Origin of the sequence: Paenibacillus sanfengchensis, assembly GCF_036864765.1 — a bacterium.
GTDB classification, from domain to species: domain Bacteria; phylum Bacillota; class Bacilli; order Paenibacillales; family Paenibacillaceae; genus Fontibacillus; species Fontibacillus sanfengchensis.
On the sequence record NZ_JBAGJC010000021.1, the window covers coordinates 39252 to 54203 of the forward strand.

The following is a 14952-nucleotide window of genomic DNA, read 5'->3' on the forward strand; positions in this document are numbered from 1 at the left end:
AAAGGCGATCCGAACCTGAAGCTCCGAATCCGATTCGGAGTTTTTTTTGCGGGTTCAAACCGCTGGAATAGGATGGGGATTATAAAAAACTACAATTTCTGTCATTTATCACTGTAACTTGGGTTTTATTCACACAAATTTCAAATTTAAGGTTATAATGGGGCAAGTTAGGCAAACTTAGCAAATCACTTCCTAGATCGTTTCGGTCGTTGCGTATATAGATCTCGTGAGAGATTTATATAAATCGGTTTCGGGAAGGAGTGAGGCGGGCTTTCATACACTGGAGTAACAGGAAAGACAGCAGGATGGGGACGGACAACTTCAAAATCAAAGGAGGCATAGGTTATGGCAGCTATTCGTCTTTCGAGGTCTTTTTCGATGAGAGCGGTTACTTCTTTGGGGGTTATGTTGGTTGCTGTTTTTTGTATGGTCCTGTTATCGGAAAAAGCTTCCGCCCATGGTTACGTTGATTCTCCCGGAAGTCGGGCGATCTTGTGCAAGAACGGCCAGAATACCGATTGCGGTGCGATTATTTATGAACCGCAGAGTCTGGAAGCGCCCAAAGGATTTCCGGCGGCCGGGCCGGCGGACGGGAAAATTGCCAGTGCAGGCGGTATATTCCCTAAGCTGGATGAACAGTCCGCCACCCGTTGGAGTAAAGTAAATATCTCTTCCGGTCCCAATACGTTCACCTGGGATTTGAAAGTTCCTCACGCTACCAGCAGTTGGAAATATTATATTACAAAACCGGGATGGAATCCCAATGCTCCACTGTCGCGGAACTCCTTCGATCTGACACCGTTTTGCTCCGTGGACTACGGTGGTGCCCGCCCGCCGTATACCTACTCCGATACTTGCAATGTACCGGAAAGAAGCGGCTACCATGTGATTTTGGCGGTCTGGGAGATTGCGGATACGGCCAATGCTTTTTATAACGTCATCGACGTGAATTTCGGGGGGACGAACCCGGTCGACACGCAAAAACCGAGTGCCCCCGGTTCCTTGGCGGCCAGCGGAATTACTTCCACCACCGTCAACCTTTCCTGGAACGCTTCCACAGATAATGTGGGTGTCACGGGATACCGGATTTATCGGGGAGGGAGTCTAATCGCTTCAGTCCCGGGCACGGTTTTGAACCATACCGTGACCGGTTTGTCGGCGGATACGGCTTATTCCTTCACCGTCAAGGCGGTGGATGCGGCCGGGAACGAGTCGGGGGCAAGCAACGCGGTAAACGTAAGGACAGGCCAAGTTGTCAACGATACACATGCGCCAACTGCCCCGGGCTATCTGCATGTGATGGGGACGCCAACCTCCTCCAGCATCGCGTTGATGTGGAATGCTTCTTCAGATAACGTGGGTGTAACCGGCTATCGCATTTACCGGGGCGGCACGCTTGTCCAAACGGTAAGCGGTACAACCACTTCGTATTCCGTTACAGGACTTAGCGCGAATACGAGCTACAGTTTTACGGTTAAAGCGGTGGATGCGGCGGGGAACGAATCGGCGGCAAGCAACGCGGTGACCGCGAAAACGTCCGAAGCTCCGTCCGTTCCGGAATGGTCCCCGAACGTCGCCTATGCCGTAGGGGCTATGGTAACCTACAACGGTGCCGTCTACGAATGCCGGCAGGCCCATACTTCTTTGGAAGGCTGGGAGCCTTCGACGACTCCGGCGCTTTGGCGGTTGAAATGAGATTTGACCGATAGAGAATATTAGGATTATAACGAAAAAATCACTGACCGAAACTGTCAGTGATTTTTTTGTATACTCGTACCGAAAAGAAAATTTGATAACGAGTTTTCGCAAACTCGCGACTTTAGTCATGAGTAAGAAAACTTCGGTTCAGGCATGTCATTTGACGCGATATGGAGGAATGCAAATGTTTTGGAAAATAGAGGCCTTTATTCAAGAATGGGAAGAAGAACGGAAATTAACGGAGAAAGTGATGAGCGCTCTTACAGACGAGTCATTGACCAGGCAGGTGATCCCAGGCCGCAGGACACTTGGGGATATCGCCTGGCATCTCGCGCTTTCGCCGCATTATATGACCGGCTGCGGGCTGATTTTTGACGGTCCGGCCGGAGGAGCGGAAGTTCCCGAATCGGCGGCTTTCATTGCGGAGCAATATGAAAAAGTGAGTTTGGCCCTGCAGAAGGCGGTGCAAACCCAATGGGATGACGCCCGGCTTCAAGAAATGCAGGAGATTATGGGACAACCTTATCGGCTAGGGGAAATGCTGCGATTCACCCTAATGCATCAAGCCCATCACCGAGGGCAGATGACGGTGCTTATGCGCCAGGCGGGATTGAGAATCCCTGAGGTTTATGGGCAAACCTACGAATCCTGGGTCGAGGCAGGGATGGAACCTCTAAAATAAAAAAGGTACAATGAAGGAAATTCGGGGACTTTCCCTTAAGGAATTGAGGTAACGCTACATGTCCAAAGCCGATCAAATGCTGTCGATCCTCTGGATGCTCCGTTCGGGCCGAAAAATGACCGCCCAAGAGATCGCGGAAAGGCTGGAGATTCATGTCCGTACTGTCTACCGCTGTATCGACTCGCTGTGCGCCAGCGGTGCGCCGATCATTGCGGAGCCGGGCCCCGGAGGCGGCTACAGAATCTTGGGACGCTTTGCGGAATCCCCCCTTATGTTTGACCGGGATGAACAAAAGGCTCTGGTTCATGCCGCCACTTTCGCCAGGGAGGCGGGCTACCCTCACACGCAGGCGCTGGAGAGGGCGGTAGATAAGCTGAAGCTGTACACCAATGAAGAACAGCTCAGCGAAATGGAGCGGCATGATCAGGGTTTAGCGGTCATTCAGCCTCCTTCGGAGGAGCGGGAAAGAAACCTCTTGGCCCAACTGGAGCAGGCCTCGGCGGAGGAGAGAACACTTGAAATGCTGTACGATAAGGGGAAGGGAGCCCCTACCTCGCGGTTGTTCGATCCGTACGGAATCGTACATTGGAAGGGAAGCTGGTATACGGTGGGTTACTGCCGCCTGCGCGGGAGTATCCGCAGCTTCCGGGTGGACCGAATTACCGGGCTTGCGGCCACGGAACAGCATTTCAAGCGTCCTGACAATTTTTCGGCCAAATCGCATTTGTTTGCCGGCCTCCTTCCCGGCTCCCTGGAGAGCGAAACGCTGGTGACCGTCCGGGTTTCCGGGAAGGAGCAGGTGCTGAACGAACTGTGCCGGCATTGGTTATTCGGTCACGCGCTGGTCAATCGAGGCAAGGAAGAGGCGGTCTTTCGGCTCGGAAGAGAATCGTTGATTTCTTATGTCCCGCATTTGCTTCTTCCTTATGGAAGGGCGCTGCGCATCCTGGAGCCCGACTGGTTCATCGAAAGGCTGGTCGAGGCAAGCCTAGACATCGCGGATCACTACGGAACAATGAGCGGGCAGCCAAACACGTGACACCAGCCGTGATTTAGGCCGGCAGGAAACGGGACGGTTCCCCGGCGTAGGTAAGAACAAGCTGGTGCATGGCTCTGGTGCAGGCGATATACAGCAAGCTTTGATCCATCTCGTTTCGGTAATTGTCCTGATCGGCAAAGGGAACGAGAACGGAATCGAACTCTAATCCTTTCGCCAAATAAGCGGTGGTTACGACGATGCCTTCGTGGTACTGCAGACTGTTGAAGTCAAGCATCTTGACGGGAATATCGCAATTTTGCAGATATCCGTAGACTGAATTCGCTTGCTTCGTCGATTTGCAGATGATTCCCAAGGAGCGATATTCCGAAAGCATAAAGTTCTCGACATGTTGTTGAATCCGCGCCAATTCTTCGGGGGCTCCCCCGCATGGCTGTAGAAGGGGTTCTTCGCCGTGCCGCTTCACCGGGATAAGATCCGGGTTGTTTTTGATGTTCCGGGCAAATTCGGTAATTTCCAAGGTGGAACGGTAACTTTGGTTCAATTGGACGGTTTCGGCCGCCGGGAACATGGACTTGATCTCATTTAGGGAAGTTGAAGAATACGGATTTACGGATTGTCCGGCATCGCCCAGAATGGTCTTTTTGCAGGAGAAAAGAATCGACAGCACCGCATATTGAACCGGCGTATAATCCTGCATTTCATCCACGACCAAATGCTTCACGAATTCATAAGGCGTAAGGCCTTCATAATAGTGCTTTACATAAATCATCGGGAACACGTCGCTATATTCGATAGTTTTGGGGCGTAGAGGTTTAAAAAGCTCGGGCTTCCCCAAGTAGCTGTAAAAGGCCTTGTACAGGGTTAGAAGATTTGCGTGCCGGTACATTTTTTGAATGGCGGAGCGGATCAGCCGGGCTGTGGAGGCGGAAGGCTTCTCACCGTCTGGTCCTTTGAGTTCCCCAGAAATCTGGTTAGCTATCTTACCCAATCTTGCTTTCACCGGCATTCTACGCAGGGCATAGTAACGCGTGCTGATCAGCTCCTTGGGAATAAAGAAGGATTCGATTTGCAGATCGGCAGCGATAAAGTCGTTCCGGTCGGCGAATTCGATGAACTCGTCCAGCTCCGTAACGAATTCTACCCTGGATTTGTAAGCGATTCGCTCCTTGGTTTGCCAATCATCCCGCTGTATCAAATCCACCACCTGTTCGTTGAAGGTCTGAAAGGAGCAGCATCCGTCCAACTCGGCGGAGGCGAGCTCCTGGACTCCGGTCTCCAGCATATTTTCTTCTCCGAGTTCCGGCAGAACATTGGAAATATAATCGGAGAACACCTTATTGGGCGACAGAATCAGAATGTTGCGCGAAGTCAGCACACCTTTCTGCTTATAGAGCAGGAAAGCGATCCGGTGAAGGGCCACCGAGGTTTTTCCGGAACCGGCCACGCCTTGAATGATCAGCTCGTAAGAGGTCTCGTTCCGGATAATGGCATTCTGTTCCTTCTGGATCGTGGCGACGATATTTTTCATTTTTTCGTCCGACGTTGCGCTAAGTTCTTTTTGCAGGACATCGTCATGGATATTCATCGAACTTTCGATCATATATTCCATGTTTCCGTTTCGAACTTTATACTGCCTTTTTAATGTGATTTGGCCTTCGACTATTCCCGCCGGTGCCTCGAAGTAAGCCGAACCGCTTTCAAAATCGTAAAAAAGCGTGGCTACCGGTGAACGCCAGTCGTAAATGAGGTTGGTTTGATTCTTCTCTTCGGAAAACGCGTGGATTCCAATATAAAAGGGTTCGCCGTCATCTTCATTGTTCTTTTTAAAATCCACCCTCCCGAAATAAGGGGATTCCAGCAGCTTGGTCAGCTTTCTGAGCTTGTCCTTGGACTTCTCTCCCGCATCGATCCGGAGGCCGATATCCATCCGGTTCGCCGCTCGCTCCGCGGGATCCAACTGGCCGATATTTGACCATACATATTTTTTGGCTTCAATAATTTCCTGGTATGAAAGTGATACATGTTGACTTATCCCTTCCGCAGCCTGCCGGAGCTTGTTTGTAATTTCCGTCAGATACATTCTTTCTTGCGTTTCTGTTTGGTTGATCATACCGTTGCCTCCTCTTGTCGGACTGTCCCCTAAGTATAGAAGCAACGCGAAAAAAGTATAGACTTATACTTACCTTTGTATTATTATATTTTGTACGTGGGTCCAAAAATACCTATACAAAATAACGGTTGGTCCAAGGTGCTGCCTTGTTCCAACCGTTTTTGTTTGTTCCCTTATTTTACGTTGATCACTTCCACAACAGGATCGGTATCTTGCTCATAATCCACGCCGTCCACTTCAAAGCCGAACAACTGGAAAAATTCCCGGCGGAAACCTTCCAGATCGGAGAGCCGATAAATATTTTCCGAGTCCAGCTCGTCCCACAATTTTGCCACTTCGGCCTGCACATCATCACGCATTTCCCAGTCGTCGATCCGAATCCGGCCTTCCGCGTCAACCGGAGTTTCCCCGCCCGCGTAAAGGCGATCGGCAAACAAACGGTACATCTGCTCAATCGTTCCCTCATGAACACCTTTTTCCTTCATGGTCCTGTAAAGCGCGGACATATAAAGCGGCACAACCGGTATGGCGGAGCTGGATTGGGTGACCAGCGCTTTGCTGACCGCGACGTAAGCCCGGCCTCCGCCTTTGGAGAGGCGGTTCGAAAGCTCTCGGGCCGTCTGTTCCAGATGGTCCTTGGCCCGGCCGATCGTTCCTTCCCGATAAATCGGCTGCGTGATGTTGGAGCCAATATAGGAATAGGCGACCGTCACCGCATTTTCCGTCAAAGCACCGGCTTTGTCCAGCGCTTCGATCCACAACTGCCAGTCTTCACCGCCCATAACCGTTACCGTGTCGGCAATCTCCTGTTCGCTGGCCGGCTCGAGCGTAACGGTGCTGACTTCACCGGTATGAAAATTTACGGTCTTGTTGGTGTAAGGTTGGCCGATCGGTTTCAGCACGGAGGTGTGTGTCTCGCCGGTTTCGGGATGGGTACGGCGGGCCGTCGCCACACTGTAGACAACCAGGTCGACCTGTCCCAGCTCGCTGCGGATGAGCTCGGCCGTTTTCCGCTTGGTTTCTGCGGAAAAGGCATCTCCGGTTACGCTTAAGGACTTAAGGCCCGCTTCTTTAGCGGCCCGCTCAAAAGCGGCTGAATTGTACCATCCGGCGGAAGCGGTCCGCGTGGCGCTGGCGGCGCTCGGACGGTAGACGCCGACAGTATTGGCACCCGCTCCAAAGGCCGTGACGATGCGGGAAGCAAGCCCATATCCCGTGGAGGCGCCAATGACAAGCACATTTTTCGGCCCATGAATCGCAGGGTGTTTTTTTACATAGTCAATTTGCTGCTCTACCTGGCGCGCGCATCCTTCCGGATGGGCTGTTGTGCAAATAAAGCCGCGGGTTCTGGGTTTAATGATCATAGAATCGATTCGTTCCTTTCTTCAAAAACTAACCTACAGCCTATTTTAAATTTGATTCATCTTCACTATTGTACCTGTATTTTCGAATTTGCAAAAGTTTGGCCACAAGATGCGAAATCGGAATGAACGAAATTGATTGTTTGTGAAATATTTTGATTGTTTTTTATCTATTTTATGGTACTATAGGAGCAGATGGAGGTTTAAATATGCTGACAGAAGAGAGATACGGAGTAATATTACAGCGCTTACAAGAACGTGGCGTCGTGAAGCTCCAGGAGTTAACCGAGCTGTTGGGTGCTTCGGAATCCACCGTCAGGCGGGATCTTGTCGATCTTGAGGAACGAAAGCTATTAAAGCGTATTCACGGCGGTGCCGCCTTGCCGGGGCAAAAAAGCCTCGAACCGGGAATGGAGGAGAAAACGCTCAAAAACGTTCAACAAAAGCACGTCATTGCTCGCTTGGCCGCCAAGCAGCTGAATGATGGAGAATGCATTTACCTGGATGCCGGCACTACCACATTAACCATGATTCCGTATATCGAAGCGCAAAATATAACCGTCGTCACGAACGGTCTGTCCCATGTCGAGGCATTGGTGGGCAAAAATATCCGCAGCTACCTGCTCGGCGGAATGATGAAAATGCATACCAAAGCGGTGATCGGCAGCATCGCGCTTCAGAATATGGAAAATTTCAGGTTTGACAAATGTTTTTTGGGAGCGAATGGGATAGACCCCAAGATGGGATATACTACTCCTGATCCGGAAGAAGCGCTGATCAAGAGAAAGGCCCATGAGTTATCCGGCAGCAGCTATGTTCTTGCGGATTCCAGCAAATTCGGTGAAATTACATTCGCTAAACTGTTCGATCTGGAGGAGGCCGTTTTGATTACCGAAGCGGTGCCTCAGTCATGGAAGGACCCGATAGGGCAAAAAACTAGAATAATCGAGGGATAACATATGATTTATACTATGACACTAAACCCTTCTATTGATTTTGTCGTAGAGGTTCATGATCTGGAGTTGGGAAGTCTAAACCGGATGGAGAGGGATTTGAAGCTTCCCGGAGGGAAAGGGATCAACGTATCCCGTATTTTGAATCGGCTCGGCGCGGAGAATACCGCACTTGGCTTTCTTGGCGGCTTTACAGGCGGCTTTATTGAACAATTTTTGAAACAAGAGTCCGTTCGGACCGATTTTGTGCAAATCGCGGGAGACACCCGGATTAACATCAAGCTGAAGCACGGAGAAGAAACGGAAATCAACGGTCAGGGACCCAAGATCGGTTCGGCTGAATCCGATGCCTTGCTGCAAAAGCTATCGGCGTTGAACCGGGAAGATATCGTCGTCTTGTCGGGCAGTGTTCCACCTTCGCTGGGCTCCGGTTTTTATGAACGGCTGATTGGAGTTTGCGAGCAAACCGGAGCCCGGTTTGTCATCGATACGACCGGGGAGGCCTTGCTCAGAGCGTTGAAACATCGCCCCTTGCTGGTGAAGCCCAATCACCATGAATTGGCCGAACTGTTCGGGGTGACCTTGGAATCCAAGGAAGACATTATCACTTATGGCCGGAAGCTGCTGGAGAAAGGGGCACAGCACGTGCTTATCTCCATGGCGGGGGAGGGCGCCTTTCTCATTGCGGGGGAGAAGGTCTATCACGCGAACGTTCCGGCCGGAACCGTGCGGAATTCGGTGGGCGCCGGGGACTCGATGATTGCCGGGTTTGTAGGGACGCTGGCCCAGGGTGGAGATCTTCTTGAAGCGTTTCGTACCGGGGTCGCCTCGGGCAGCGCCACGGCGTTCTCCGATGATTTGGCGACGGGGGAGAAAATCGGTCAACTGAGAGGTCAGGTCGCTATTTCGGAGTGGTCGTAACATCGTGATCTTATTGCGAAGACATTTTACAGGAGAGTGAGCAAAATGAGAATTACGGACCTGATGATCAAAGAAGCGATGATCATGGATCTGGCGGCGACCACGAAGGAAGCGGCCATCGATGAGCTGATTGCCAGCTTGGACAAGAATGGACGGATCAATGACCCGGCTGAATTCAAACAGGCGATCCTGAAGCGTGAAGGCGAGTCCAGCACCGGTATCGGCGGAGGGATTGCCATGCCCCATGCCAAAACGAAAGCGGTCAAACAACCGACCGTCGTGTTCGCCAAGAGCGCCAAAGGTGTGGACTTCGAAGCGCTGGACGGCGAGCCGGCTTACTTGTTCTTCATGATCGCTGCGCCGGAAGGGGCGGGAAGCACGCATCTGCGCACGCTGGCGGCGCTCTCGCGGCTGCTGATCGACAGCGATTTTATCGATAAGCTCAAAGGGACACAAACGCCGAAAGAAGTAGCGGCTTTGTTCGACGCCAAGCAGGCGGACGAAGAGGCGGCAAAGCCGGCGGAGCCGCAAAATAAAGCGGAGGCGCCAAAGGCCGCCGCAACAAGCGGGCCGACGGACGAGGAAGCGTTTGTGATTGCCGTGACAGCCTGCCCCACGGGCATCGCCCATACGTTTATGGCCGAGGATGCCCTGAAGAAGAAGGCGAAGGAGATGGGTGTCAGCATCCGGGTCGAAACGAACGGTTCCGAGGGAGCTGGCAACGTGTTGACCCCGGATGAAATCCGCCGGGCGAAGGGGGTTATTATCGCCGCGGATAAGAACGTCGAGATGGCCCGCTTTGACGGCAAGCCTGTGCTGCAGCGTCCGGTCAGCGACGGTATCCGGAAGCCCGAGGAACTGATCCGGAAAGCGCTGAATGGCGACGCGCCGATTTATCGTAGCGCGGGTGGCGGAGCCGAATCGGAGAAAGGCGAGAAGGCCGGCGGAATCGGCAGCGGCATCTATAAAAATCTGATGAACGGGATCTCCCACATGCTGCCGTTTGTCGTCGGCGGCGGGATCCTGCTCGCGATTTCCTTCCTGATCGAGCAAGTAGCCGGCGAAAGCAGTCCGCTGTTTCAACTGCTGCAAACGATCGGCGGGGGGAACGGGGCTTTCCATTTCCTGATTCCGATTCTCGCCGGTTTTATCGCCATGAGCATCGGGGACCGTCCCGCTTTGATGCCGGGGATGGTCGGCGGGTTGATGGCCGTCAACTCCAATGCCGGTTTCCTGGGCGGCCTCGCGGCCGGTTTCCTGGCAGGTTATGTCATCATCCTGCTGCGCAAAGTATTTGCCGGTTTGCCTAAAGCATTGGAGGGCTTGAAACCGATCCTGCTGTATCCCATCTTCGGCCTTCTGGTCGCGGGGACGGTTATGTTCTATGTGGTCGATCCGATTTTTAGCTGGATGAATGAAGGCTTGATCGATGTTTTGAACAATCTGGGTACAGGAAACATGGTGATCCTCGGTATCATCCTCGGCGGCATGATGTCGATCGATATGGGCGGTCCGTTCAACAAGGCGGCATATGCCTTCGCCATCGGGGTGTTTACCTCCAGCGGCAATACCAATGGAGCTATGATGGCGGCCGTTATGGCGGGCGGGATGGTTCCGCCGCTGGCGATCGCGTTGGCCACGACGTTCTTCAAACGTAAATTTACGGAACAGGAACGTAAATCCGGTCTTACCAACTACGTTTTAGGTCTTTCCTTTATTACCGAAGGCGCGATTCCGTTTGCCGCCTCCGACCCGCTGCGCGTCCTGACGTCCTGTATTCTGGGCTCCGCGGTGGCGGGAGGTTTGACTCAGCTGTGGAAAATTAACGTGCCCGCGCCGCACGGCGGGATCTTCGTGGCCGCGCTGGCCAACCACGCTTTGCTGTTTATGCTCGCCGTATTGATCGGCGCGGTTGTCTCGGGTCTCCTTCTCGGCGTTTGGAAGAAGAATGCGGAAGCGCAGGGTTAAACAAATCCAATAATAAAAAAAGGGATGTCCATTGCCATAGCGTCTGGCCGGGACATCCCTTTTATACTGTCTATATTATTGTCTATACTTAACTTTTTTTATTTTTATGGTTGACAACCATGCTGTGCAATGGTATATTATATTTCGTTGCTAATGATTCTATGGGGCGTTAGTTCAGTGGGAGAACGCTTCGCTGGCAGCGAAGAGGTCAGGGGTTCGACCCCCCTACGCTCCACCATAATATCGTGGACTCTTAGCTCAGTTGGTAGAGCAGTTGACTCTTAATCAATTGGTCCAGGGTTCGAGTCCCTGAGAGTCCATCATACATTGAGAAATAACCCCTCGTTTCCGAGGGGTTATTTCTTTTTACGCGGGAAAAGACTCAGTCGTCAAACATTACTGCCGTAATTCGGGATACGGGAACCGTGATCATTTGGCCGGCTTCATTTTTCATTTCGAGCGAGTGATACTGGACGGACACCAAGGTGCCCCGAATCGAGGATGCGTCCATTTGGAGCGCTACGGTTTTGCCCAATGCCGCCCTTAGTTTCTCACGGGTGGCCGGGTCCAAAAACCTGCTCTCCTCCAAGTGCTTCTCCATTCGTTCGAGCCGATCGGACAGCAGCTCCAGCCTGGCTTGAAGGATGCGAAGACGTCTTCGCATGGGAGAGTACAGCAGAAATCGCAGCAAACTCATGTCTTTCACCTCTCTTTCTGGAATAATGTTGATGGCTCCCCAGAAATCTATGAATTCCATTGGGAGTTACTATAGAATATGTTTGATAGTTTGATAGGGTATAGACCGAAAACGCGGTTGTGCAGGATTGGGGATTTGTGGTTCAATGAGGGAAAAGAAGATCATCGTATGATTTTAATGAGGGGGAACCCAGCGTGAACCGCTCAACATTCACACCGATCCAGCCGGATCATATCTCGTTGCCGGTCCACTTTCCGTTGACGATATCCAGTTCCACCGGGGTGACGCCTTCCTTTCAGCGGCTTCATTGGCACAGAGCCCTGGAAATTAACTGGATCGCTGGCGGAAGCGGAATTTACTTGATCAACGGCCAGGAATTTCAATTCGAACGGGGCGATCTTTTTCTGATTGACTCTCACGATTTGCATCGCGCTTTTGAGGGGAAAAACCTCGAGATGGTGATCGTCATGTTCGATCCGACGCTGTTGGCCCCCGAGCAGCGTTACGATCCCGATATTATGCAGCCGTTCCGCCAGACAGGAATTTGCTTCTCCAATCACATCCCGCATTCCCATCCGGCCAGCGCAACGCTCCGGGGTTATATTGAAACGATGATGCAGGAGTATAACGCCGCTTCCCCTTCCCACGCCTCGGCCATACGCGGGCTTTTGCTGCTGTTTCTTGCGGAGGTGAACCGGCGGTTTCGGCTGGACCCCGGAGATTCGCGGCGCACGAAGGCCAAGCATCTGGACCAGATTCGCCAAGTGATCCGGATCATGGATGCCGAACTGGCCCGCCCCTGGACGCTGAAGGAATTGGCGGAGCTTGTCCATTTAAGTCCCTCTCGATTCAGCGCTCTGTTCAGCCAAATGGCCGGTACCTCACCGATGAATTACCTGGTTCAACTAAGGCTGGATTATGCGGTAAGCCTTTTGGAGCAGGGGGAGCTCAGTATATTGGAGATTGCGGAAGCCAGCGGATTCCGCAACCTTTCGAACTTCAACCGCTTATTTCTTCATCATATCGGAACGCCGCCCAGTGTATTGAAAAAACGACTGCTGGGAGAAGAAAAAAAGTAAGATTGTATCAGAAAACAGGACTATTGCAGAGGAAATGCGATAGTCCTGTTTTGTATGCTGGAGAAGAAGGAGAGATGCGTATGGGGTATTTTTTGGGCGTGGATGCCGGAGGGAGCAAAACCTACTGCCTGATTGTGGATGACAAAGGGAACGTAGTCGGGCGGGGTGTGGCCGGCAACGGAAACCATCAGATTCATGAAGCGGAAGCGGAGCAAAATATTGCCGCCTCCTGTTTTCAAGCTTTGAGGGAGTCGAACCTTACGCCTGCGGCGGTCGATCATGCTTTCTTTGGTCTTGCCGGAGCTGATCGTGAACCGGATTACCGGGTGCTGCGGCCCATGATCGCAAGGCTCGGCTTCCCCCGCTGGACGATCGCCTGCGATACGATGATCGCCATGCGGGCGGGAACGGACCGGCCCTTTGGAGCGGTGGTCATCTGCGGGACCGGATTCAACGCGGCCGCCCGGAATCCGGCGGGGGAAGAGCTGCAGTACGGCGGCTTTGGCTACCTGTTCGGCGACGGCCAAGGGGCCGGGAGGGATTTGGCCAATTTCGCTTTTCGCTCGGCCGTCCGGGCTTGGGACGGCCGGGGCAAGCCGACGCTGCTTCAGCCCCTGGTGCTCCAAGCGACCGGGTTTCCCGGCGTACCGGAGATGATCGACGCCGCTCTGGACGATGGCTACGCGCCGCCCTTGCATTTGGCGGAACTGGTGTTCCAGGCGGCGGCGCAAGGAGATGAGGTCGCCTCGTCACACCTCACCGAACAGGGGCACGAGTTAGGCAACGCGGTGGCGGCGTTAATCCGAAGGCTGGGGATGGAGAGCGAAAAGTTTGATGTCGTATTGGGGGGCAGCGTTTTGGCAAAAAGCGTTACCAACATCATGCAGGATGCCCTTGCGGAAACTGTGCGGTTGACCGCGCCCCGGACCCGGATTACGCGGATTACGATGGAGCCTGTCGTTGGCGCGGTGCTGAGTGCCATGGATCGGACGGAATACACCGCCGGTCCCGAAATGCTGAAGAAGCTGCAAGAAATATCTTTTGCCGATAAAAAGGGAGTGGTGAACCAATGAAGCAACAAAACCCGAAGAAAGTGAAGATTGCGGTAATCGGGGGTGGGTCTTCGTATACCCCTGAGCTCGTGGAAGGGCTGATCAAAGGATACGGTGAAATGCCGGTATCGGAGCTTTGGCTGGTGGATATCGAGGAAGGCAAGCACAAGCTGGATATCGTGGGCAATCTGGCTAAGCGGATGGTTAAAAAGTCGGGACTTCCCATCGAAGTTCATCTGACTTTGGACCGGAGGGCCGCGATTCAAGGAGCGGACTTTGTGACGACGCAAATGCGCGTAGGCCTGCTTGAAGCTCGGAAGCTGGATGAGCATATCCCGCTGCGGCACGGCGTAATCGGACAGGAAACGACAGGCCCGGGCGGCATGTTCAAGGCGCTGCGGACGATCCCGGTCATTCTTGAGATTTGCCGTGACATTGAAGAGCTGGCTCCTCACGCCTGGATGCTCAATTTCACCAATCCGGCAGGCATGGTGACGGAAGCGGTGACGAAATATTCCCGCGTAAAGACTGTAGGTCTATGCAACTCTCCGATCAACTTTAAAAAGTTTCTGGCCGAGGAGTTCGCAACGCCGGAAAGCCGGGTACTGCCCGAATTTGTCGGCATAAATCACCTGCATTGGGTCACCTCCGCCCTGGTTGACGGGAAAGAGGTATTACCCGAGCTTCTGCGAGGGAAGAAGGAGTATTCGGCGACAAACGTGCCCACCCTGGGATGGGACCCGCAATTTTTACAGTCGCTCTCCGCTATTCCAACTTACTATTTGAAATATTATTACATGACGACCGAGATGCTGAACGAACAGATCGCTTCCTTGGAGAAAGATGGGACCCGGGCCGAGATCGTCAGCCGCGTGGAGAAGGAACTGTTTAAACTCTATGCCGACGAATCGCTGGAGGAGAAGCCAAAGCAGCTGGAGCAGCGGGGCGGCGCGTATTATTCCGAAGCGGCCGTTCATTTAATGCAGTCGCTGTATACCGGACGAAATGATATTCAAACGCTGAATGTGCCGAACGGCGGGATCTATGATTTTCTCCCGGCGGACGCAAGCATCGAGATCAATTGCGTCGTTACCGCGGGCGGCCCGATTCCTTTAACTCCCCAGCATGTGCCGCAGCATATCAAGGGACTGCTTCATGCGGTAAAAACGTATGAGAGCCTGGCGATCGACGCGGCGGTCAGCGGCGATCGCGGACTCGCTTTACAGGCGATGGTTCACCATCCGTTGGTCCCGTCGGTTTCGACGGCCAAGCTGCTGCTGGATGAAATGCTGGAGGCCCACCGCCGCTATTTGCCCAATTTTTACGCTTAGTCCTTTTTCTTTATGATGTTTGTCCGCATAAACAGCCCGGTGCCCGCGAGAAGGCGCCGGGCTGTTTTGACGCTGCGCTTTATGTTATATTTTGTATAGA

The 14952-nt window shown here is 52.9% G+C and carries 12 protein-coding genes and 2 tRNA genes; 11 read left to right on the top strand and 3 right to left on the bottom strand.

Annotated elements, in window-relative coordinates:
- Positions 1-345 precede the first annotated feature (345 nt).
- From V4U84_RS25115 to V4U84_RS25125, 3 genes are all read left to right on the top strand, one after another.
- Positions 346-1695 carry a lytic polysaccharide monooxygenase gene (locus V4U84_RS25115; RefSeq protein ID WP_334078186.1) on the top strand — a complete coding sequence of 450 codons (1350 nt, stop codon included), beginning with the start codon at positions 346-348 and terminating at the stop codon, positions 1693-1695.
- Between the two features lie 187 nt (positions 1696-1882).
- On the top strand, positions 1883-2380 hold the full coding sequence (locus V4U84_RS25120) for a DinB family protein (RefSeq protein ID WP_334075914.1): 498 nt from the start codon (positions 1883-1885) through the stop codon (positions 2378-2380).
- 58 nt (positions 2381-2438) lie between these two features.
- Positions 2439-3419 carry a helix-turn-helix transcriptional regulator gene (locus V4U84_RS25125; protein ID WP_334075915.1) on the top strand — a complete coding sequence of 327 codons (981 nt, stop codon included), beginning with the start codon at positions 2439-2441 and terminating at the stop codon, positions 3417-3419.
- A gap of 13 nt (positions 3420-3432) precedes the next feature.
- Here V4U84_RS25125 and V4U84_RS25130 read toward each other — a convergent pair whose 3' ends face one another.
- Both V4U84_RS25130 and fabV read right to left on the bottom strand, forming a co-directional pair.
- Positions 3433-5490 carry a HelD family protein gene (locus V4U84_RS25130; protein WP_334078187.1) on the bottom strand — a complete coding sequence of 686 codons (2058 nt, stop codon included), beginning with the start codon at positions 5488-5490 and terminating at the stop codon, positions 3433-3435.
- A gap of 173 nt (positions 5491-5663) precedes the next feature.
- Positions 5664-6854, bottom strand: coding sequence for an enoyl-ACP reductase FabV (fabV, locus tag V4U84_RS25135; protein WP_334075917.1), 1191 nt, complete (start codon positions 6852-6854; stop codon positions 5664-5666).
- Positions 6855-7060: 206 nt separating this feature from the next.
- On the opposite strand from fabV, the gene V4U84_RS25140 reads away from it, so the two are divergent.
- From V4U84_RS25140 to V4U84_RS25160, 5 genes are all read left to right on the top strand, one after another.
- The gene (locus tag V4U84_RS25140) at positions 7061-7807 is read left to right on the top strand and encodes a DeoR/GlpR family DNA-binding transcription regulator (RefSeq protein WP_334075918.1); all 747 of its coding nucleotides are present in this window, start codon (positions 7061-7063) and stop codon (positions 7805-7807) included.
- 3 nt (positions 7808-7810) lie between these two features.
- On the top strand, positions 7811-8725 hold the full coding sequence (gene pfkB / locus V4U84_RS25145; RefSeq protein WP_334075919.1) for a 1-phosphofructokinase: 915 nt from the start codon (positions 7811-7813) through the stop codon (positions 8723-8725).
- 45 nt (positions 8726-8770) lie between these two features.
- A complete protein-coding gene (locus tag V4U84_RS25150) occupies positions 8771-10693 on the top strand; it encodes a PTS fructose transporter subunit IIABC (protein WP_334075920.1) in 1923 nt (640 codons plus the stop codon).
- 163 nt (positions 10694-10856) lie between these two features.
- Positions 10857-10931, top strand: a tRNA-Ala gene (locus V4U84_RS25155).
- A 9-nt stretch (positions 10932-10940) separates the two neighbouring features.
- Positions 10941-11013: transfer RNA gene (locus V4U84_RS25160), tRNA-Lys, on the top strand.
- A 62-nt stretch (positions 11014-11075) separates the two neighbouring features.
- Here V4U84_RS25160 and V4U84_RS25165 read toward each other — a convergent pair.
- Positions 11076-11390 carry a hypothetical protein gene (locus tag V4U84_RS25165; protein WP_334075921.1) on the bottom strand — a complete coding sequence of 105 codons (315 nt, stop codon included), beginning with the start codon at positions 11388-11390 and terminating at the stop codon, positions 11076-11078.
- A gap of 194 nt (positions 11391-11584) precedes the next feature.
- Here V4U84_RS25165 and V4U84_RS25170 point away from each other — a divergent pair, with 194 nt between their 5' ends.
- The 3 genes from V4U84_RS25170 (at position 11585) to V4U84_RS25180 (ending at position 14852) form a co-directional block, all read left to right on the top strand.
- Entirely contained in the window at positions 11585-12469 is an 885-nt protein-coding gene (locus V4U84_RS25170; protein ID WP_334075922.1) for an AraC family transcriptional regulator, read from the top strand.
- Positions 12470-12549: 80 nt separating this feature from the next.
- Positions 12550-13542, top strand: coding sequence for an N-acetylglucosamine kinase (locus V4U84_RS25175; protein ID WP_334075923.1), 993 nt, complete (start codon positions 12550-12552; stop codon positions 13540-13542).
- The gene (locus V4U84_RS25180) at positions 13539-14852 is read left to right on the top strand and encodes a 6-phospho-beta-glucosidase (RefSeq protein WP_334075924.1); all 1314 of its coding nucleotides are present in this window, start codon (positions 13539-13541) and stop codon (positions 14850-14852) included. The genes V4U84_RS25175 and V4U84_RS25180 overlap by 4 nt, the downstream gene beginning before the upstream one ends.
- The last annotated feature ends 100 nt before the right edge of the window (positions 14853-14952 follow it).

Excerpts from the sequence above, each read along its gene's own strand:
- V4U84_RS25180 (WP_334075924.1), top strand. The coding sequence starts at position 13,539 with ATGAAGCAACAAAACCCGAAGAAAGTGAAGATTGCGGTAATCGGGGGT.
- V4U84_RS25125 (WP_334075915.1), top strand. The coding sequence starts at position 2,439 with ATGTCCAAAGCCGATCAAATGCTGTCGATCCTCTGGATGCTCCGTTCG.
- V4U84_RS25130 (WP_334078187.1), bottom strand. The coding sequence starts at position 5,490 with ATGATCAACCAAACAGAAACGCAAGAAAGAATGTATCTGACGGAAATT.
- V4U84_RS25175 (WP_334075923.1), top strand. The coding sequence starts at position 12,550 with ATGGGGTATTTTTTGGGCGTGGATGCCGGAGGGAGCAAAACCTACTGC.
- V4U84_RS25165 (WP_334075921.1), bottom strand. The coding sequence starts at position 11,390 with ATGAGTTTGCTGCGATTTCTGCTGTACTCTCCCATGCGAAGACGTCTT.
- pfkB (WP_334075919.1), top strand. The coding sequence starts at position 7,811 with ATGATTTATACTATGACACTAAACCCTTCTATTGATTTTGTCGTAGAG.
- fabV (WP_334075917.1), bottom strand. The coding sequence starts at position 6,854 with ATGATCATTAAACCCAGAACCCGCGGCTTTATTTGCACAACAGCCCAT.
- V4U84_RS25115 (WP_334078186.1), top strand. The coding sequence starts at position 346 with ATGGCAGCTATTCGTCTTTCGAGGTCTTTTTCGATGAGAGCGGTTACT.
- V4U84_RS25150 (WP_334075920.1), top strand. The coding sequence starts at position 8,771 with ATGAGAATTACGGACCTGATGATCAAAGAAGCGATGATCATGGATCTG.
- V4U84_RS25120 (WP_334075914.1), top strand. The coding sequence starts at position 1,883 with ATGTTTTGGAAAATAGAGGCCTTTATTCAAGAATGGGAAGAAGAACGG.
- V4U84_RS25140 (WP_334075918.1), top strand. The coding sequence starts at position 7,061 with ATGCTGACAGAAGAGAGATACGGAGTAATATTACAGCGCTTACAAGAA.